An 18,565-nucleotide genomic window follows, 5' to 3' on the forward strand; every position below is an offset into this window, starting at 1 on the left:
GGCTGTTCCGGGCGCACCGGACGGACCGGACGGACCGGACGGACCGGACGGGCGAGCGGTCCGGTGCCGTCAGGCGCGGAAATGGGCCCGCCGCCGCAGTTCCGCCAGGCTGCCGTGGAACACGCTCTCGCCCCCACCGCCGCCCCGCACCGGCCGCTCGGCCGAGTACTGCCAGAACAGCCAGTCGTCCCGGCGCGGCGCGGTCCCCTCCGGGTCGAAGTCGGGCAGCCAGCGCGGGTACGGGGCGAGGGCGGTCGTGCCGTGCAACTGGTCGCGGACGTAGGCGTCCCTGACGTAGACGATCGGAGGCTCACCCGTCGCGTCCTGCACGGTCCGCAGGAAGGCGAGCACCTCCGGCACCTTCGGTTCGGGTGTCGCGAAGGCCGCCTCCAGGTCGAGGACCGGCGGCAGTTCACCCCGGCCGGTCCCCGTGTAGCCGACCGCCTTCGCCTGCCGGAGGAAGTGGCGGGCCTGCGCGGCGCCGCCCGCGTCGGTGCGGAAGAAGTGGTACAGGCCGGTGATCAGCCCCGCCGAGCGGGCGCCGACGAGCTGGTCGCGCAGCGCCGGGCTGACGAAGTGGGTGCCTTCGGTGGCCTTGATCATGGCGAACTGCTGGGCCGCACCGAGTGCCTCCCAGTCGTTGTCGCGGCTGTAGGAGGACACGTCGGTGCCGTGCACGGGGAAGGCGGCCGCGGACGCCCTGCCCCCGCGGCCGTCGCCGCCGGAACCGGACCCCGCGGCGGCGAGCAGGTACCCGGCCACCGCGGCGCCGCCGGTGACGACGACGGCGAGCAGCACGAGGGCGGCCCGCAGCCGAAGGTTCGTCCGTGGCCGTGCGGGGCCGTCGGCAGCGAGCGTCCGCTCCAGGCGGTCGAGGGCCCGGTCCTCCTCCTGGTTGACGGCATGAACCCGGCGCAGCCCCGCCGTGATGCCGTCGGTGTCGGGGGCGATGGTCCGGGGCAGTGCCGGGGCCGGTCCTTCCGCGTCGTGCGCCGGGGCCCGGTCCGGCACGGCGCCGTGCAGGGCCCGCACCTGTCGGTCCAGGCCCGTGATCCGGGTGCGCAACCGGGCGGCGACCCGCTCGATCCGGTCCAGGCGGACCCGGGCCAGGGACAGCTCGTCGCGGGCATGCGCGTGCTGGCGCTCCGCACGCGTCAGCGCCGCGCCCGCCGGGACGCCGTCCGCCGTCGTCCGCTCGCCCGGCACGGCCAGTTCGTCGATCTGGCGCTTGAGGTGGTTCACGAGGTGCAGCAGGAGCAGGACGAGCTGCTGCGACCGGCTGCGGGCGCGCTCCAGCTCCGCCTGCGCCTCCAGCGCCCGGGTCAGCCGCTCGTACACGTCCACCAGCGCGGCCGGGTCGCCGGGCCCTGGTGCGACGGGAACAGGTTGCCGCGCCGCCCGCAGGAGCGCGAGGGCACGCTCCCGGCAGACGACGCGGTCCCGGGGGTGCGGGCACGTCGCCCGCACCAGCCGCACCACGAAGTCCTCGCGGGGCACCTTGCCGCCCAGATACACGCCGAGCTGCGAGGTCGAGTAGCCGACCGGTCCCGACAGCTGGGCGTACGTCAGACCGCTGCGGTGCACCAACGACCGCAGATACGTGGCCAGTTCCTCGGCCTGGGGCGTCTCGGCCCGCACCGGGGCGGGGGAGCGGCCCCCTCGGCGACGGGGTTCAGGGCCGGTGCCGGACATCCGCACCACCCCTCCGCGCGGCCGCCCCGTCCGGCGCCGTGCGGGACAACCCCGGGGTTGTCCCGACCTCACCAGGGCGGACGCGGCACCGGCGGGCAGGACAACTCCCCGCCTGGCACAGTCCGTCGTCGTCGCCCCGGCCACCACCGGGATCCCCGCCACCGGAGACGTACATGATCGTGCCCCTGTCCCTGCCGTCCCGCGGCCCGGGTGCCGGAGCGGCGCCCCGTGCGCTGCTCGTCGCCCTGACCGTGCCGGCCCTGTTCCTGACGACGGCCGCCACGCTGCCCGCGCTCGTCGTGCTGCCCTTCGTGCCCGGCGGAGTCGCCCGGGCCGTCCGCCTGACGTCCGCGCTGACCGCCTTCGCCACGGCGCTGCTCGCGCACAGCCGGGACACGGAGCGGTGACGCCGCGGGTGCCGTGCCCAACGAAGGGCCGGGGGCCGGGACATGGTCGTACCGGGGGCGCGGGGAGGCGCCCGGTGTGCGTCAGGGGCGGGGAATCCCGTTGAGAACGCGCCGCCGCTCGGCGAGAGTCTGCGGCATGGAGTTCTTCTGCTACCACCGCGACCGGCCCGGCTCCCTCCCGCTGCGCGAGGAGCTGACCGAGGCGCACTGGTCCTACATGGACGGGTACGCCGAGCAGCTCGTCGCGCGCGGCCCGACGTTCGCCGCCGACGGCGAGACCCTCACCGGCAGCGTGCACATCGTCGACGTGCCCGATGCGGCGGCCGCGCGGGCGTTCGCGTTCGACGAGCCCAGCTATCAGGCCGGTGCGTACCGGGACGTGCTGGTGCGGCGGTGGCGCAACGAACTGGGGCGCACCATGTGGGAGTTCGCGGGCGGGCGCACGGGCGGCAATCGCTATCTCGTGCTCGGGCTCGGTGAGCGGGGCGGCGACGAGCAGGCCGTGCCGGCGCCGTCCGACCGGGACGACCTGATCGCGTTCGGGCCGTTGCTGTCCGACGACGGGGCGACGTGGGTGGGGACGGCGGCGCTGGTGCGGGCCCCCGATGCGGAGGCGGCTCGCGCCGTGCTCTGCGGGGACCGGTATGCCGTGGTCGAGGTGCACGACTGGGAGTTCGGCGGCCGTCGCTGAGGTGTGGTCCGGTGCGGGTCGGGTGTGGCTTGCCTGTGGGTGTTCGCCGGGTGCGGGCGCGTCGTGGCGTCTCGCGCAGTTCCCCGCGCCCCTGAGAGGCGCACTTCGTGCGCCGTCTCCAGGGGCGCGGGGAACTGCGCGAGACGCCCCACCGGACCCGCGGTCGGCGATGCTCCGGAATGTCCCCTACCGCAGCCGATATCCGGACAACCCGCCACGTGAAGACCCCGCGAAACTTCTGTGTTCGCTCGTCCCGCCCCCAGCCGGAGACCACCCGACTGACCCGCCGCTTCACCGACCCCTCACACCACATTCCGAACGCACGGCCCAGCGGTGACTCCTGCCCGGCCACGGCCGGTTGACGTACCGCGCCGCACGCGTTCGATTGACGGGACCACATCGGTACCGCACTGTCGCCGGGGTCACAGCTGGAGTCGCGCCGCCACGTGCTGGCGGCGCCCGGTTCAGGGGGAAACCATCACTCGGCACAGACCTTTCCGTAGTCCTGTCCGCAGCGCGCTGCTCACGCTCTCCGCGCTGCTCGCGACCACCGCGCTCACCGTCGCCGCCCTGCCGGGCACGGCCCTCGCGGCCACGCCCGACGAGGACCGCAGCAACCAAGTGACCTACCAGGGGCGCACGTTCACCGTGCCCGAGTCCTGGGACGTCGTCGACCTCGACAAGGCGCCGGACAGCTGCGTCCGCTTCGACCGGCACGCCGTCTACCTCGGCACGCCCGGCGCGCAACAGAATTGTCCGGCCAAGGAGTTGGGCCGTACCGAGGCGCTCCTCGTGGAGCCGGTCAAGGGCGCGGACGCCCACCGCGCGGCGCACGTCACCGAGAACCGCACCGCGAAGACCTACCGGGCGGACGCCGCGGGTATCACCGTCACCGCCGTCTACGGACGCGACAAGGACGCGGTCCAGGACGTGCTGCGCAGCGCGGACCTGCCGGTCGACGACGCGAGCCCGGCCCCGAGCGCGCGGCCCGGGCCGTCGATCCAGGCCGTGCCGAAGGACGCCACGTCCTTCCAGGGCAAGGGCTTCGACAAGTGCGAGGCGCCCTCCACCCAGCAGATGAACGCCTGGCAGGAGTCGTCCCCGTACAGCGCCGTCGGCGTCTACATCGGCGGTGTGAACGCGGGCTGCCCGCCGGACTTCGACGCGGCGTGGGTGCAGACGCAGTACGACAACGGCTGGCGGTTCTTCCCGATCTACGTCGGCCCGCAGGCCGAACGCAGTGCCGGCAGTTGCGACGAGGACTGCGAGGTGATCACCGACCCGCAGGCGCAGGGCGCGGCATCGGCACGGGACGCGGTCGCCCAGGCGCAGGGTCTCGGCTTCGGCGAGGGCTCGGTCCTCTACTACAACATGGAGCACTACGCGCGGGGCGGCGCGGTCACCGGCCGGGTCCTGGACTTCCTGGAGTCGTGGACCACGACCGTCCACGAACTCGGTTACGTCTCCGGTGTCTACGGGAGCGTGTCCTCGCTGATCGTCGACCTCGTGGCCCAGGACGGCACCGGCTACACCCAGCCCGACGTCGTCGACTTCGCCCGCTGGGTCGCCCCGGGCGGCGAGGCGGGCGAGCCGCCGGCCGACACCGCCGACCCGCAGATCCCGGACCACCTGTGGGCGGACCACCAGCGCATCCGGCAGTACTCCGGTGACGTCTCGGAGACGTACGGCGGCGTGCGGATGGCCATCGACGCCGATCTGCTGGACGTGGGCGAGGGCGTGGTGCAGCCGCCGCAGCAGAAGGACACCGCGCTCGCCTACACCGGGACGAAGACCGTCTCCAACGGCTCGCCCGCGGAGCTGTCCGCCACGCTCACCGAGAAGGACGGCGGCGCCCCCGTGGCCGACCGCGAGGTCTCCTTCGCGCTGGGCACTGGGGACGCGGCGCAGACCTGCAAGGGGAAGTCCGACGCGAAGGGCGTGGCGACCTGCACCGTCCCCTCGGTGGAGCAGCCGCTCACGGCCGACGCCACCGTGCCGGTCACCGCGGCGTTCGCCGGCGACGACGCGTACAAGGCGTCGGAGGCGGCCGCCGAGCTGAAGCTCCAGTACGTGACCGGACGGGCCTACGGCCTCTACGGCAAGGTGTCCGTCCTCGGTCTGCCGGTCGTCACCGGGCCGACCCCGGACACGGGGCAGGTCCGCACGGCGGGCGCGGGCCGCACGGCGCCGCCCTGCACGCAGAGCGTCAGCGCGCTCGTCCTGTCCGCCGACGCCCTGTGCGCCGACGTCACCACGCGGACGGGACCGAGCGGCGCCACGGCGACCGCGACCGTCGCCAAGGCCCGCGTCGGTCTCGCCGGGCTCCCGGTCGTCGAGCTGTCCGGCGTCACCTCGTCGGCGCAGAGCAGTTGCTCGGCGACGAAGGGCAGTACGGACCTGACGCTGAAGATCGCGGGCGCGCCTGTCGAGATCGGGGACGCGCCGAACGTCACCGTGGACCTCGGCGCCGGCGCCAAGCTCGTCGTCAACGAGCAGATCGCGAGCGGTGACGGCCTCACCGTCAACGCGGTGCACCTGACCGCGCTGGCCGGCGCCGTGGACATCGTGGTCGCCTCCAGCGCCTCGGCGGCGCACAACTGCGGCTGACCGCAGGGCAGTACGGTGTCCCGGCCGTCGTCGACGGCCGGGACACCGGCACGTGGCCCGCTCAGACCGTCGCCTCCCGGGCGTCGGCCACCCGCGCCCCGGCCACCGACCGCTCACCGAGCTCCTCGGTGGGGACCCGGTGCGTCTCGCGCGCCGTGAGCGCGGCGACGACCGGCGGCAGGCACAGCGCCGCCGTGAACAGGGCGACCGCGAACCAGTCGGCACCGTCGGGACCCGCGATCTGCGCCGCGAACGTCACCGCGAACCCGGCCACGGCGAAACCGATCTGCGTGCCGATCGCCATGCCCGAGAGGCGGACCCGCGTCGGGAACATCTCGCCGTAGAAGGCGGGCCACACCGCGTTCGCCGCGCTGTAGACGACGCCGAAGGCGAGGATGCCGAGCGTGAACGTGAGCGCGTACGAGCCCGTGGAGATCGCCCACAGGTACCCGAACATGAGCAGCGCGCTGCCCGCGGCGCCGACGAGGTAGACGGGGCGGCGTCCGATGCGGTCCGCCAGCCGGGCCCAGAGCGGGATCGTGCCGAGCGCGACCAGGTTGGCGAGGGCGCCCACCCACAGCATGGCCGAGCGGTCCATGCCCACCGCGTCGCTCGTCGCGTACGACAGCGCCCACACGGTGAAGATGGTGCTGACCGACGCGACGAGCGCGCCCGCGATCACCCGCAGCACGTCCGCCCAGTGGTCCCGCAGCAGCACGGCGAGCGGGAGCCGCGCCACGCCGCCGGAGGCGTGGGTCTGCCGGGAGAACTCCGGCGTCTCGTGCAGCGTGCGCCGGATGACGTAGCCGACGACGGCGACGACGACGCTCAGCCAGAACGGGATCCGCCAGCCCCAGGACAGGAGTTGGTCCTCGGGGAGGGCCGCGATCGGCAGGAAGACGAGCGTGGCCAGGAGCTGTCCCGCCTGGGTGCCGCTGAGCGTGAAACTGGTGAAGTAGGCGCGGCGGTGCGCCGGTGCGTGCTCCAGGGTCATCGATCCGGCGCTGGCCTGCTCGCCGGCCGCCGAGATGCCCTGCAGCACCCGGCAGAGCACGAGCAGGAGCGGCGCGAGGCCGCCGACCTGGGCGCGGGTGGGCAGGCAGCCGATGAGGAACGTCGACAACCCCATCAGGACCAGCGTGAACACCATGATCTTGCGGCGGCCGAGGCGGTCGCCGACGTGGCCGAGGAAGAACGCGCCGACCGGCCGGGCGGCGTAGGCCACGCCGAACGTGGCGAGCGAGAGCAGCGTGGCGTTCGCCGGGTCCGACTCGTCGAAGAACACCTTCGGGAAGACGAGGGCGGCGGCGCTGCCGTAGATGAAGAAGTCGTAGTACTCCAGGGCGCTGCCGATCCAGGCGGCGAGCGCCGCTTTGCGCGGCTGGCCCTGCGGGGCGCGGGGCGGTGCGGCGGGGACGGACACACGGGCTCCTTCGGGGGGACGAGAAGGGGAGAGGTGCCGGGGCCCTGTGGGGTGAGCGGGTCGGCTGGGCCGGAAGCGCATCCGGCTAATTAACCCACTGGATAGTTAGTAGTGGGTGGCTACGGATGTTGCGCCGGTGTTACCCGCCTGTCAAGGGGTCGTGCCGCAGGAAAGCCGGAGGGGCGGGGTGCGGGCTACTCCGCCGGACGCCCGGCGGTGAGGTAGGCGATGACCATGTCGCCGAGCATCGTCCGGTAGTGCTCGCGGCGGTCGGCGGCCGTCAGGTCGCGGCCGAACAGGGCGCCGAACGTGTGCCGGTTGGAGACCCGGAAGAAGCAGAACGAGCTGATCATCGCGTGCAGGTCCACCGCGTCCACGTCCGCGGTGAAGAGCCCTTCGGCGCGGCCCGCCTCCAGGATCCGGTGGATCACGTCGATGGCCGGCGAGTTGAGGGAGCTGAGCGTCTCGGACGCGGTGATGTGCTCGGCGTCGTGGATGTTCTCGATGCTGACCAGCCGGATGAAGTCCGGGTGCGCCTCGTGGTGGTCGAAGGTCAGCCCGGCGAGCCGGCGGATCGCGGCGACCGGGTCGAGGTGCTCGACGTCCAGATCCCGCTCGGCGTGCCGGATCACCGCGTAGCTGCGCTCCAGGACGGCCGTGAACAGCTGCTCCTTGCCGCCGAAGTAGTAGTAGATCATCCGCTTCGTGGTGCGGGTGCGGGCGGCGATCTCGTCGACCCGGGCGCCGGTGTACCCGGCGCGGGCGAACTCCTCCGTGGCGACCGCGAGGATCTCGGCCTTCGTGCGGGCCGCGTCGCGGATGCGGCCCTCGCGTCGCGCCGGCTCTTCGACAGTGGTCATGGGGATCCTTCGGGCGGATGGACGGCTGGCCTGTGCTGTTCCTGGCGATTGTAGAAGCCGGGCCTGCGCACCGTTGTGGCCGTCACCCCTTCCCAGGGGCGGGCCCGGCTTGATATGAGTAACGAACCAGTTCGTACATTAAGTGTTCCCGCTCGTCCGGCCAGGAGGTCCCCGTGCCGCAGGACTCGTATCTCGTCGGCCTGATCGGAGCCGGTATCGGCCCCTCGCTCAGCCCCGCCCTCCACCAGCGCGAGGCCGACCGGCAGGGCCTGCGGTACCTGTACCGGCTGCTCGACCTCGACACCCTCGGCGAACGCCCCGAGGCGGTCGGCGCCCTGCTGCGCGCCGCCCGCGCGACCGGCTTCGACGGCCTGAACATCACCCACCCCTGCAAGCAGCTCGTCATCGAGCACCTCGACGGACTGTCCCCGCAGGCCGCGGCGCTCGGCGCGGTCAACACCGTGGTCCTCGAGGACGGCCGCGCCGTCGGCCACAACACCGACGTCACCGGCTTCGCCGCCTCCTTCGCCCGCGGCCTGCCCGAGGCCCGCATGGAGCGCGTCGTGCAGCTCGGCGCCGGGGGAGCGGGCGCCGCCGTCGCGCACGCCGTCCTCACTCTGGGCGCGGGCCGCGTCACCCTCGTCGACGCGCTGCCCGAGCGGGCCGCCGAGCTGGCCGCCTCGCTCGACCGGCACTTCGGCGCCGGCCGGGCGGTGCCCGCGCCGCCGGACACGCTCGCCAAGCACCTCGCCGATGCCGACGGCATCGTGCACGCCACCCCGACCGGCATGGCCGCCCACCCCGGACTGCCGTTCCCCGCACGGCTGCTGCACCCCGGCCTGTGGGTCGCCGAGGTCGTCTACCGGCCGCTGGAGACCGAGCTCGTCCGCACCGCCCGCGCGCTCGGCTGCGCCGTCCTCGACGGCGGCGGCATGGCCGTCTTCCAGGCCGCCGACGCCTTCCGGCTCTTCACCGGACGCGAGCCCGACCCCGCCCGGATGCTCGCCCACTTCGCCGAACTCACCGTCGCCGACGGCGCGGTGGCAGGCGCGAGCTGACCCGATCGGCCACCCTCGCCGTCACGCACCACCCGCCCCGCACCGAAGGAGCCCGCCGTGCGCACCTCCATCGCCACCGTCTCGCTCAGCGGATCGCTCACCGAGAAGCTCACCGCCGCCGCCCGCGCCGGGTTCGACGGCGTCGAGATCTTCGAGAACGACCTGCTGGCCAGCCCCCTCGCGCCCGAGGAGATCCGCTCCCTCTGCGCCGACCTCGGGCTCACCGTCGACCTGTACCAGCCGATGCGCGACATCGAGGGCGTACCCGCCGACGAGTTCGCCCGCAACCTGCGCCGCGCCGAGCACAAGTTCCGCGTCATGCAGCGCCTCGGCGCCGACACGGTCCTGGTCTGCTCCAGCGTCTCGCCGCTCGCCGAGGACGACGACGCGCTCGCCGCGTACCAGCTGCGCCGACTCGCCGAGCGGGCCGCCGACTTCGGCATCCGCGTCGCCTACGAGGCGCTCGCCTGGGGCCGCCACGTCAACACCTACGACCACGCCTGGCGCATCGTCGAGGCCGCCGACCACCCCGCGCTCGGCACCTGCCTCGACAGCTTCCACATCCTCGCCCGGGGCAGTGACCCCAAGGGCATCGAGGACATCCCCGGCGACAAGGTCTTCTTCCTCCAGCTCGCCGACGCGCCGCTGCTCTCCATGGACGTCCTGCGCTGGAGCCGCCACCACCGCGTCTTCCCCGGCCAGGGCGACCTCGACGTCGCCGGGCTCCTCGGACACGTGCTGCGCACCGGATACCGAGGGCCGTTGTCCCTGGAGGTGTTCAACGACGTGTTCCGGCAGGCGGAGGCCGGACCCGCCGCCGTCGACGCGCTGCGCTCCCTGCTCGTCCTCCAGGAAGCCGTGGGCGAGGGCGAGCTGCCCCGCCCCGTCGTGCCCACCGGCGTCGCCTTCACCGAACTCGTCACCCCCGACGTCGAACCCGCCGCCGCCCTCCTCGCCGCACTCGGCTTCACCCGCACCGGCCGCCATCGCGGCAAACCCGTCGACCTGTGGGAGCAGGGCGCCGCCCGCGTCCTCCTCAACACCGGGCCGGCCGCCCGCCGCGACGGCACCGTCCTCGCCGCCGTCGGCCTGGAGTCGCCCGACCCCGCCGGCGCCGCCCGCCGCGCCGAGGCCCTGCTCGCCCCGGTGCTGCCCCGCCGCCGCACCACCGGCGACGTCCTCCTCGACGCGGTGGCCGCCCCCAACGGCACCGAACTCTTCTTCTGCGCCACCGACCGCCCCGGACTCCCCAGCTGGACCGCCGACTTCGAGCCCACCGGCGAACAGGCCGGACCGGCCGGCATCAGCGGCATCGACCACCTCGCCCTCACCCAGCCCTGGCACCAGTTCGACGAGGCGGCCCTCTTCCACCGCGGCGTCCTCGGCCTCGACGCCCGCGGCAGCGTCGACGTCGCCGACCCGTACGGACTGCGCCGCAGTCGCGCCTTCGCCACCGCCGACGGCGCCGTCCGCGTGGCCCTCGGCGTCGGGCCGGGACCCGGCGACGAGCACACCCACGCCCAGCACATCGCCCTCGCCACCGACGACGTCGTCACCGCGGCCCGCCGCTTCCGCGCCGCCGGCGGACAGCTGCTGCCGGTGCCGGGCAACTACTACGACGACCTCGCCGCCCGCCACTCGTTCGCGCCGGGCGAGCTGGAGACGTACCGGGAACTCGGCATCCTCTACGACCGCGACGCCCACGGCACCTTCCGCCACTGCTACACGCACACCCTCGGCCGGGTCTTCTTCGAACTCGCCCAGCGCGACGACGGATACCGGGGGTACGGCGCGCAGAACGCCCCCGTGCGGCTCGCCGCGCAGCACGGATCCGGTTCCGTGGCCGCACGCTGACGGAAGGTCACGGAATCGCTTCGACTCATCGGCGGCTCAGAAACCACGCTTACGCTCGTAACCCGACAGGCCCGAACACCGGGGCGCGGGTTCGGGGGGTGGGGAGAGCGATGACCAAGGTGAGGTTCCGGGCGGGCCGGGCGCTGTCCGCGCTGCCCTACGGCGTGATGGGACTGGTCGGGATCGCCGAGCTGGCGACGCCGACCGGGTTCGGTCTGCTGCCCCTGATGTCGCTCGGCCCGGCGTTCGCGGGCCTCGTCGGCAGCAAGCGGCGCACCGCGCGGATCGGCATGGTCGCCGTCCTGCTGTGCGTGCTGCTCGCCGCGTACGACGGCACGCTGGGCAAGCGGCGCGTGTACATCGCCGCGATCAGCGTCGCCGGGGTCACCGCCGCCGGTCTCGCCGCGGTCGCGATGCGGGAGCGCAGGGACGCCGAGCTCGCCTCCGTCCGCTCGATCGCGGAGGTCGCCCAGCGGGTCCTGCTGCGACCGGTGCCCCGGGTGGCCGGACAGCTGCGGGTCGCCGTCTCGTACACGTCGGCCGTGGCGCAGGCCAGGATCGGCGGCGACCTGTACGAAGTGGTGGCCTCGGCCGGTGGCACCCGGGCCATCATCGGCGACGTCCAGGGCAAGGGACTGGAGGCGGTGGAGACCGCGGCCCTGGTGCTCGGGGCCTTCCGGGAGGCCGCGCACGACGAGCCCGAACTCGCCGGTCTGGGGCGGCGGCTGGGCCGGGCGGTGGACCGGGAGCTGCAGGGCGAGAAGTTCGTGACGGCGCTGCTCGTCGAGGTGGCGCCGGGCGGGCACGAGGTGACGTTCCTCAACTTCGGCCACCCCGCACCCCTCCTGGTGCGCGCCGACGGGACCACGGCCTTCCCCGAGCCCCGGCAGTACGCGCTGCCGCTGGGCCTCGGACTGCACGGCGGCGAGGACCCCTCCCCGTACACGGTCGCCTTCGTGCCCGGCGACCAGCTGCTCCTCTACACGGACGGCGTCAGCGAGGCGCGGGACGGCACGGGCGACTTCTACCCGCTGGCCGACCGGGTGGCCCTGCTCAAGGACCCGGATCCGGACGCGGCCCTGGAAGGGCTGCGCACGGACCTCGTGGACCACGCCGCGGGCCCGCTGCACGACGACGCGGCGATGCTGCTGCTGCGCCACCGGGAGGACTGACCCGCCGCCCCCGCCGGCCGTTAGCCGCTCCGCCGCGCGATGTCCTCCAGCTCGGCGCGGTACGCCGCCCACTCCTGCGGGTCCCGCGACGGCAGGGAGCCGTTGTCCTCCCGGTAGCCCACCGCGCCGTCGAGGCCCTCGCGCAGGATGTCGGCGTGCCCCGCGTGGCGCTGCGTGTCGGACAGCACCCGCACCAGGAGGTGGTGGAACGTCGCCTCGTTCCGGCCCTCGGGCCACCACGGCACGGTGCCGACCGTGTCGAGCGCGAGCGCGTCGATCGCCGCGTCGGAGTGGGTCCAGGCCCGCCGGTAGCCCGCCACGATCTGCTCGCGGGTCTCGTCGGCGGTGGCGTACATGTCCTTCTCCGGATCGATCGACGACTCCCCGTGCGGGCGGCCGAACGTGTCGCAGAAGTAGCCGAGTTCGACGGCGGTCAGATGCTTCAGCAGGCCCAGCAGATTCGTCCCCGTCGGCGTCAGCGGACGCCGCACGTCGTAGTCGGAGAGCCCGTCGAGCTTCCACAGGAGGGCGTCGCGCGCGTCCTGCAGATAGCGGCGCAGATCGGCCTTGTGCCGGGCCTCGCCCGTTCCGAGATCATTCATGGGGGCAGTCTGCCGTCCGCGTCCGCATGGCGGCACCGCGGGTGCGCGGCGGGTGCGGGCGAGCCCCCGATGGGTTTCGATGGACGGGTGCGACACGAGCAGCAGCGCAGCGCGGACGACCCCCTGACCGGCCTCCTCGACCGGATCCGTGGGAGCCTCAGCGATCTCGACGACGGCGAGCCCGCCTCGTACATCCCCGAGCTCGGCCGCGTCGACCCGGCCCTGTTCGGACTGAGCCTGTGCGCCCTGGACGGGCAGGTCTACGGCAGTGGCGACACCACGGCGCCGTTCACCGTGCAGTCGGTGTCCAAGCCGTTCGTCTTCGCGCTCGCGCTCGCCGACCGCGGCCTGGAGCACGTGCTCGCCCGGGTCGGCGCCGAACCGAGCGGCGAGGCGTTCAACTCCATCCGGCTGGAGCCGGGCACCGGACGCCCGCCCAACCCGATGGTCAACGCCGGTGCCATCGTGACCAGTTCGCTCGTCGCGGGGGACACCCCCGACGCCCGCTTCACCCGCATCCTCGACGGCCTCGGCGCCTTCGCGGGCCGCCCGCTCACCGTCGACGAGGCCGTGTACACCTCGGAGTGCGCCACCGGCGACCGCAACCGCGCCCTCGCCTACCTCATGCACAACGCCGGCTCCCTCACCGGCGACGTGGAGGAACAGCTCGGCGTCTACTTCCGGCAGTGCTCCGTCCTCGTCACCTGCGACGACCTCGCCGTCATGCACGCGACCCTGGCGGGCGGCGGTGTCAACCCGGTCACCGGCGAACGCGTCGTCGCCCCGCGCCACGCCCAGCACGTCCTCGCCGTCATGGCGACGTGCGGCATGTACGACGCGTCCGGGCAGTGGATGCTCCAGGTCGGCATGCCCGCCAAGAGCGGGGTCTCCGGCGCGATCGGGGTCGCCCTGCCCGGCCAGTTCGGCATCGGCGTGTTCAGCCCGCCGCTGGAGGAGAAGGGCAACAGCGTGCGCGGCATCGCCGCCTGTCACCTGCTCTCCGACCAGTTCGGACTGCACCTGATGCGCGCCACCGTCCCCCAGCGCAGACCGCTGCCGCCCCGCTCCCTGCATCCGTCCCCGCTGCGCTCGCTGCGCCATCGCCCGCGCGACCAGCGCGCCGCCCTCGACGCCCACCCGGACCGGATCCGCGTGCACGTCCTCCAGGGCGACCTGGACTTCGCCACCGCCGAGCAGACCCTGCGGGCCGCCCGTGAACTGGCGCCCGCCGTCGGCTGGTTCGCCCTCGACCTCACCCGCGTCGGCCGCATCGAACCCGTCGCCGCCGACCTGCTGCGCGCCCTCGGTGAGGACCTGCGCGCCCGCTCCGTGCGCATGGTGCTCGCCGACCCCGACGAACGGCAGGCCATGGCCCGCACCACCGACGAGTTCCCCGACCTCGGCCGCGCCCTGGAGACCTGCGAGGACGACCTCCTCACCGACCTGGGGCTCGACCCGGACGCCCCGGTCCCGCTCGCCGACTGCGACCTGTTCGGCCGCGCCGACGCCGCCCTGCGCAGCGCCCTGTCCGAGGCCTTCGACACGCTGCGGCTGACCGCCGGGCAGACCGTCGGCCAGCCGGCCGAGCGGCTGCGGGAGCGGATCGTCCTCTGGTACGTCGAGTTGGGCCGCCTCGCGGTCTGCGCGGACGCCGTCCCCGCCGACGCGGTCGTCGTGCGGCGCGCCTGGTCGGCGGGCCCGGGCGCGGCTCTCACTCCGGCCGACTTCCCGCCCCGCTTCACCCGTCAGGTCCTTGCCGAACGCGACACGGTGTGCCGCACCCTCACCGCGGAGGGCCTGGCCCGGCTGCGGAAGAGCGTGCCGGAAGCCGTGGCGGTCCTGGAGCGGGCGCCGCTGGAGGGGGCCGAGACGGTGGACCGGGCGGACGGGGTCTGAGCGGGCGGGGGCTCGACCGGCGGAGTGCGGGTCACCGTCCGTTCGCGGAGAAGTGCTGGTAGTCCGGGTGCGCCCAGCGCGCTCCCCACGCCCAGCCGACCCGGCGCATCGCCGTGGTGACCGCGTCCCCGGCCCGCAGCATGCCAGGGGCGCGGCGGCGCCGGTCCAGGTACCGGACCCCGGCCGCCGGATGGACCCGGCCCCGGCGGTCGACGTACGGGTTCTCCAGCGTGTTGACGTCGAGCGCGTCGCCGTACGAGTGCTGCGAGCGGACTCCTGAATTCCCGGTCACAGCACGGCAGTTGAAGGCCGACGTGTTGTCGTCGGCCATCGCGGCGGGATCGCTGCCGCCGTACGCGGCCATGGTGCGCATCCGCCGGATCGGGAACCGTGCGGCGAACGCCTTGCCCAGTACGTACACGACGTCGTGGACGGCCCGCTCGTGCACGACCAGCTCACCCCGGTGGACCCGGTGGTCGAACCCCCAGTGGGTGAGCCGGACCAGCCGCAGGCGGCGCGGCCCCACCGGGCACCCGGCGCGCCAGCTGCGGCCGAGCCGCGCCGCGGTGACCTTGCTGACCTGGTACGTGAACCGGGGCGGCGCTACGGACGGTGCGGGGGCGGCGTGGGCCGGCAGGACGCCCGCGGCCAGGGCGAGGGCCGTCGAGGCCACGGCGAGACGGAGGCGAGGAGGCACCGGGTCACCGTAGAAGGCGCGGGCCGGACGGCCGGTGGGAAACGCCGGGCGTTGGTGCGTACGGGGTCGCTGCCCCGGCCCGTCACGAGCTGCGGCGGCGCCGCCGGGCCGCGACCGCCTGCGGGTCGATCTCCGGGTGGGACCAGCGCCCGGCCAGCGCCAGGGACTCGGCGCGGCCGTCGCTGACGTGGTCCAGCGCGAGAGCGGCCGCCCGGTCCGCGTCGCCGGCCGCGATCGCCGCGTACAGCTCCTCGTGCTCGGCGCACTGACGGGCCGGATCGCGCTGCGCGGTCAGCCGGAACAGCCAGTGCGTGCGCGCTTCCAGGGGCCGCATCATGCTCGTCAGGAGCGGGTTCGCGGTGAGTTCCACGATGTCCGTGTGGAAGCCCGCGTTCGCGGCGGCGATCGCGGCCCTGTCCTGGTCCCGGGTCGCGGCGCGCGCGGCGTCGAGACGGGCCCGCAGCCGGGCGAGCCCTGCCGCGTCCGACCGCTCGGCGGCGAGCCGCGCGGCCAGTGACTCCAGCGACTCCCGTACGTCGAACAGATCGCGGACGTCGGCCGGGGTGAACGGCGCGACCAGTGCGCCCCGGTGCGGCACGAGCAGCACCAGGCCGTCCGCCTCCAGACGGCGCAGTGCCTCGCGCAGCGGGATCCGGGAGACGTCGAGCTCCGCGGCGAGATCGCGCTCCACCAGCCGTTCGCCCGGCTGGAGTTCGGCCTCCAGGATGCGCCGCCGCAGCGTGTCGTACGCACGGTCGCGCAGCGAGCCGCGCGCCGCGCCCGCCGGCTGTGCCGCTGTCACCAAGGGTTTCCTCCGATCGGATGCCGCTCTCACAGTAAGCGGCCCGGACGGGGCGGAGCGCACTGCTAACCGGCCGCTAACACGCGGGCAACACAGGGCTCCCAGACTGAGGGCGCGTAACGGTATACCACTAGCGGGCCCGCGGGCCCCTCCCTCTGGAGGCATCTCAGTGGCACACACCCCTCCCCGGCGCGCGGGCGCCGTCGCGGCCGGACTCGGACTCGTCCTGCTCACCGGGTGCGGCGGCGCGTCCTCGGCGCAGACCGGCGCCGCGGACTCCGGCGACCTCAAGGTCGGCGTCCTGTTCCCCGGTTCGCTCTCCGACGACGGGTTCATGGAGTCGGCGTACCGCGGATACCAGCGGGCGGCGCGGGAGCACCGGGGCAAGGTCGCGTTCAGCAAGGTCGAACAGGTCCAGGCCGCCGACTACGAGCAGGCCCTCGTCCGCTTCGCCACCACCTCCGACCTCGTCGTCTCGCTCGGCGGGCAGACCGACGCCGATGTCCGCAAGGTCGCCGCCCGCTTCCCGAAGGTGAAGTTCGCCGAGATCGGCGGCCCGGCCGACGCCCGCCCGACGGCGAACCTCGCGCTGTACGACCCGCAGCAGGCCCAGGCCGCGTTCCTGTCCGGCGCGGCCGCCGCGCTGCTGTCGGAGAAGAACACGGTCGGCTTCGTCGGCGGCGCCGAACTGCCCGCCATCGTCAACGCGGCCAAGGAGTTCGAGCGCGGCGCCAAGGCGGCCGACCCCGAGGTGAAGGTTCTCGCGCCGAGCTACGTCGGCGACTTCAACGACGCCGCCAAGGCCAAGCAGTCCGCCCTCGCGAACTATGGCGCCGGAGCCGACGTCCTCGGCCAGATCCTCAACCTCGGCCACAAGGGCGTCGCCCAGGCCGCGCACAGCCGCGGCACCACCCTCATCGGCGGCCCGATCGCCCACGAGTGCGGCACCGACAAGGCGTACGCCGGATACGTGGAGACCGACATCGGCGCGGAGATCGAGTACGCCACCGACCGACTGGTGAAGGGCAGTTGGACAGCGGAGGCCGTCCACTTCGGCCTCGCCTCCGACGCGCCGCACAACGACCTCGTGCTGTGCGGCACGGCGGACCCGGCCGTGACGAAGCAGCTCGACGACCTGAAGGCGAAGCTCGCGTCCGGGAAGATCACGACCCGATGACGGCGGCACCCGCACTGGCGATCACCGGACTCACCAAGTCCTACGGCGGCGTACGGGCGTTGGACGGCGTCGACCTCGTCGTCGACGCCGGCACCGTGCACTGCGTCCTCGGTGAGAACGGCGCGGGCAAGTCCACCCTGTGCCACGCCGTCGGCGGCTCGCTCACCCCGGACACGGGCACCCTGCGCCTGTACGGCGAGGAGTACGCGCCGCGCCGCCCCGCCGACGCCCTCGCCGCCGGGGTCGCGATGGTGCACCAGCACTTCAGCCTCGTCGGCACCCTCACCGTCGGCGAGAACCTGCGCCTGCTGCGCCTGCCCGGCCTCGCCCGCCGGGTCGCGCAGGTGCGGGACGAGTACGGGCTCGACCTCGAACTCGACGCGGTGGTGAGCGAGTTGCCGGTCGGCGTGCGGCAGCGCGTCGAGATCGTGAAGGCGCTGCTGCGCGCACCCCGGCTGCTCGTCCTCGACGAACCGACCGGTGTCCTCGGCCCCGCCGAGACCGACGCGCTGCTCGCGACGTGCCGCCGGATCGCCGATGCCGGACACGCCGTCGTCCTCGTCACGCACAAGCTCGGCGAGGCCGCGCGGGCGGGCGACGCGGCGACCGTCCTGCGCGGCGGCCGGGTCGCGGGCGGCGGACGCCTCGCCGAACTGCCCGCCGAACGCCTCGTCCCGCTGATGATCGGCCGCGCCGCCGAGACGCTCGACGCGTCGCTGGCGGGCGCGGTCGGACTGGGCGCCCCCGCGCCCGCAGCTCAGGACACCCGCACCGCGCCCACCGGTTCCGCCCTGCGCCTGCACGACATCACGGTCCTGCGTCCCGACGGCACCCGTGCCCTGGACGGCATCGGCCTCGACGTCCGGCTCGGCGAGATCGTCGGCATCGCCGGGGTCGAGGGCAACGGCCAGAGCGAACTGATGGCCGTGCTCGGCGGGTCCCGTACGCCGGAGCGGGGCGCGGTGGAGATCGGCGGCCGGGACCTGACCGGGGCCGGGCCCGCGGCCCGCACCCGCGCCGGACTCGGCGTGGTGCCCGAGGACCGGCACCACGAGGGCTGTGTCCCGCAGCTGTCCGTCGCGGAGAACCTGCACCTCGGCCGCCTCGCCCGGTTCCGCAGGATGGGCGTCTTCCTGGACCGGCGCGCCCTGGCCCGGGCCACGGCCGACGTCCTCACCGACCACGCCGTGCGCGCCGAAGGCCCCGACGCCCCGATGGCGTCCCTGTCCGGCGGCAACCAGCAGAAGGTCGTCCTGGCACGGGAGCTGGCGCTCGATCCGCTGGTCTGCCTCGCCGCCGCGCAACCCACGCGCGGTCTCGACATCGGTGCCGTGGACGCCGTGCACACCCGCATCCGCGACGCCGCCGCACGCGGTGCCGGTGTGCTCGTCGTCTCCGCCGAACTCGACGAACTCCTCGCCCTGTGCGACCGGGTCCTCGTCGCCTACCGGGGCCGCCTGCTCGGCCCCGTCCACCCCCGCGATCCCGCTGCGCGGGAGCGGATCGGGCAGCTGATGGTGGGCGCCGAGCCGATCGGGACCGAGCCGACCGGGACCCAGTCGACCGGGGCCGAGCCCACCGGGACTCAGCCGGCCGTGACCCAGCCGGTCGGCGTCGACTCGGCCTG

The 18,565-nt window shown here is 74.2% G+C and carries 15 protein-coding genes; 9 read left to right on the forward strand and 6 right to left on the reverse strand.

The features are described from left to right. Positions 1 to 69: 69 nt before the first annotated feature. Entirely contained in the window at positions 70 to 1,692 is a 1,623-nt protein-coding gene (locus M4J07_RS29270) for a GH25 family lysozyme (protein WP_255976472.1), read from the reverse strand. 173 nt (positions 1,693 to 1,865) lie between these two features. Between M4J07_RS29270 and M4J07_RS29275 the strand changes: the two genes are divergently transcribed. The 3 genes from M4J07_RS29275 to M4J07_RS29285 all read left to right on the forward strand — a co-directional run bounded on the left by M4J07_RS29275 (position 1,866) and on the right by M4J07_RS29285 (position 5,397). After that, positions 1,866 to 2,099, forward strand: coding sequence for a hypothetical protein (locus M4J07_RS29275; protein ID WP_255976474.1), 234 nt, complete (start codon positions 1,866 to 1,868; stop codon positions 2,097 to 2,099). 136 nt (positions 2,100 to 2,235) lie between these two features. Beyond that, a complete protein-coding gene (locus M4J07_RS29280; RefSeq protein ID WP_255976475.1) occupies positions 2,236 to 2,790 on the forward strand; it encodes a YciI family protein in 555 nt (184 codons plus the stop codon). A 621-nt stretch (positions 2,791 to 3,411) separates the two neighbouring features. After that, complete coding sequence (locus M4J07_RS29285; RefSeq protein WP_255976477.1) at positions 3,412 to 5,397, forward strand: choice-of-anchor P family protein; 1,986 nt, start codon at positions 3,412 to 3,414, stop codon at positions 5,395 to 5,397. 61 nt (positions 5,398 to 5,458) lie between these two features. On the opposite strand, the gene M4J07_RS29290 is transcribed toward M4J07_RS29285, so the two are convergent. Then, on the reverse strand, positions 5,459 to 6,820 hold the full coding sequence (locus M4J07_RS29290) for an MFS transporter (RefSeq protein ID WP_255976479.1): 1,362 nt from the start codon (positions 6,818 to 6,820) through the stop codon (positions 5,459 to 5,461). 194 nt (positions 6,821 to 7,014) lie between these two features. Then, on the reverse strand, positions 7,015 to 7,680 hold the full coding sequence (locus M4J07_RS29295) for a TetR/AcrR family transcriptional regulator (protein ID WP_255976481.1): 666 nt from the start codon (positions 7,678 to 7,680) through the stop codon (positions 7,015 to 7,017). Positions 7,681 to 7,853: 173 nt separating this feature from the next. Between M4J07_RS29295 and M4J07_RS29300 the strand changes: the two genes are divergently transcribed. The 3 genes from M4J07_RS29300 (at position 7,854) to M4J07_RS29310 (ending at position 11,764) form a co-directional block, all read left to right on the forward strand. Continuing rightward, positions 7,854 to 8,738, forward strand: coding sequence for a shikimate dehydrogenase (locus M4J07_RS29300; RefSeq protein ID WP_255976483.1), 885 nt, complete (start codon positions 7,854 to 7,856; stop codon positions 8,736 to 8,738). Between the two features lie 57 nt (positions 8,739 to 8,795). After that, entirely contained in the window at positions 8,796 to 10,592 is a 1,797-nt protein-coding gene (locus tag M4J07_RS29305; protein WP_255976485.1) for a bifunctional sugar phosphate isomerase/epimerase/4-hydroxyphenylpyruvate dioxygenase family protein, read from the forward strand. A gap of 110 nt (positions 10,593 to 10,702) precedes the next feature. Further along, positions 10,703 to 11,764: a PP2C family protein-serine/threonine phosphatase gene (locus M4J07_RS29310; protein ID WP_255976487.1), complete on the forward strand. Its 1,062-nt coding sequence runs from the start codon at positions 10,703 to 10,705 to the stop codon at positions 11,762 to 11,764. A gap of 20 nt (positions 11,765 to 11,784) precedes the next feature. Here the strand turns inward: M4J07_RS29310 and M4J07_RS29315 are convergent, their stop codons facing one another. Continuing rightward, positions 11,785 to 12,366, reverse strand: coding sequence for a DinB family protein (locus M4J07_RS29315; RefSeq protein WP_255976488.1), 582 nt, complete (start codon positions 12,364 to 12,366; stop codon positions 11,785 to 11,787). An 87-nt stretch (positions 12,367 to 12,453) separates the two neighbouring features. Between M4J07_RS29315 and glsA the strand changes: the two genes are divergently transcribed. Next, complete coding sequence (glsA, locus tag M4J07_RS29320) at positions 12,454 to 14,262, forward strand: glutaminase A (RefSeq protein ID WP_255976490.1); 1,809 nt, start codon at positions 12,454 to 12,456, stop codon at positions 14,260 to 14,262. A 31-nt stretch (positions 14,263 to 14,293) separates the two neighbouring features. Here the strand turns inward: glsA and M4J07_RS29325 are convergent, their stop codons facing one another. Continuing rightward, on the reverse strand, positions 14,294 to 14,959 hold the full coding sequence (locus tag M4J07_RS29325; protein WP_255976492.1) for a M15 family metallopeptidase: 666 nt from the start codon (positions 14,957 to 14,959) through the stop codon (positions 14,294 to 14,296). 82 nt (positions 14,960 to 15,041) lie between these two features. After that, positions 15,042 to 15,761 (reverse strand): GntR family transcriptional regulator, encoded by a 720-nt coding sequence (locus M4J07_RS29330; RefSeq protein WP_255976494.1) that lies wholly within the window; start codon positions 15,759 to 15,761, stop codon positions 15,042 to 15,044. A gap of 169 nt (positions 15,762 to 15,930) precedes the next feature. On the opposite strand from M4J07_RS29330, the gene M4J07_RS29335 reads away from it, so the two are divergent. Together M4J07_RS29335 and M4J07_RS29340 are read left to right on the forward strand one after the other, a co-directional pair. Then, the gene (locus M4J07_RS29335; RefSeq protein ID WP_255976496.1) at positions 15,931 to 16,938 is read left to right on the forward strand and encodes a BMP family ABC transporter substrate-binding protein; all 1,008 of its coding nucleotides are present in this window, start codon (positions 15,931 to 15,933) and stop codon (positions 16,936 to 16,938) included. After that, a partial coding sequence (locus M4J07_RS29340) for an ABC transporter ATP-binding protein (protein WP_255976498.1) occupies positions 16,935 to 18,565 on the forward strand: 1,631 nt, incomplete at its 3' end. The genes M4J07_RS29335 and M4J07_RS29340, both read left to right, overlap by 4 nt.

Source organism: Streptomyces longispororuber, assembly GCF_024448165.1.
Taxonomy (GTDB): domain Bacteria; phylum Actinomycetota; class Actinomycetes; order Streptomycetales; family Streptomycetaceae; genus Streptomyces; species Streptomyces longispororuber_A.

Bases quoted from the DNA above. Each gene is read 5' to 3' on its own strand.
- M4J07_RS29280 (WP_255976475.1), top strand. From the start codon at position 2,236: ATGGAGTTCTTCTGCTACCACCGCGACCGGCCCGGCTCCCTCCCGCTG.
- M4J07_RS29295 (WP_255976481.1), bottom strand. From the start codon at position 7,680: ATGACCACTGTCGAAGAGCCGGCGCGACGCGAGGGCCGCATCCGCGAC.
- M4J07_RS29310 (WP_255976487.1), top strand. From the start codon at position 10,703: ATGACCAAGGTGAGGTTCCGGGCGGGCCGGGCGCTGTCCGCGCTGCCC.
- M4J07_RS29275 (WP_255976474.1), top strand. From the start codon at position 1,866: ATGATCGTGCCCCTGTCCCTGCCGTCCCGCGGCCCGGGTGCCGGAGCG.
- M4J07_RS29270 (WP_255976472.1), bottom strand. From the start codon at position 1,692: ATGTCCGGCACCGGCCCTGAACCCCGTCGCCGAGGGGGCCGCTCCCCC.
- M4J07_RS29315 (WP_255976488.1), bottom strand. From the start codon at position 12,366: ATGAATGATCTCGGAACGGGCGAGGCCCGGCACAAGGCCGATCTGCGC.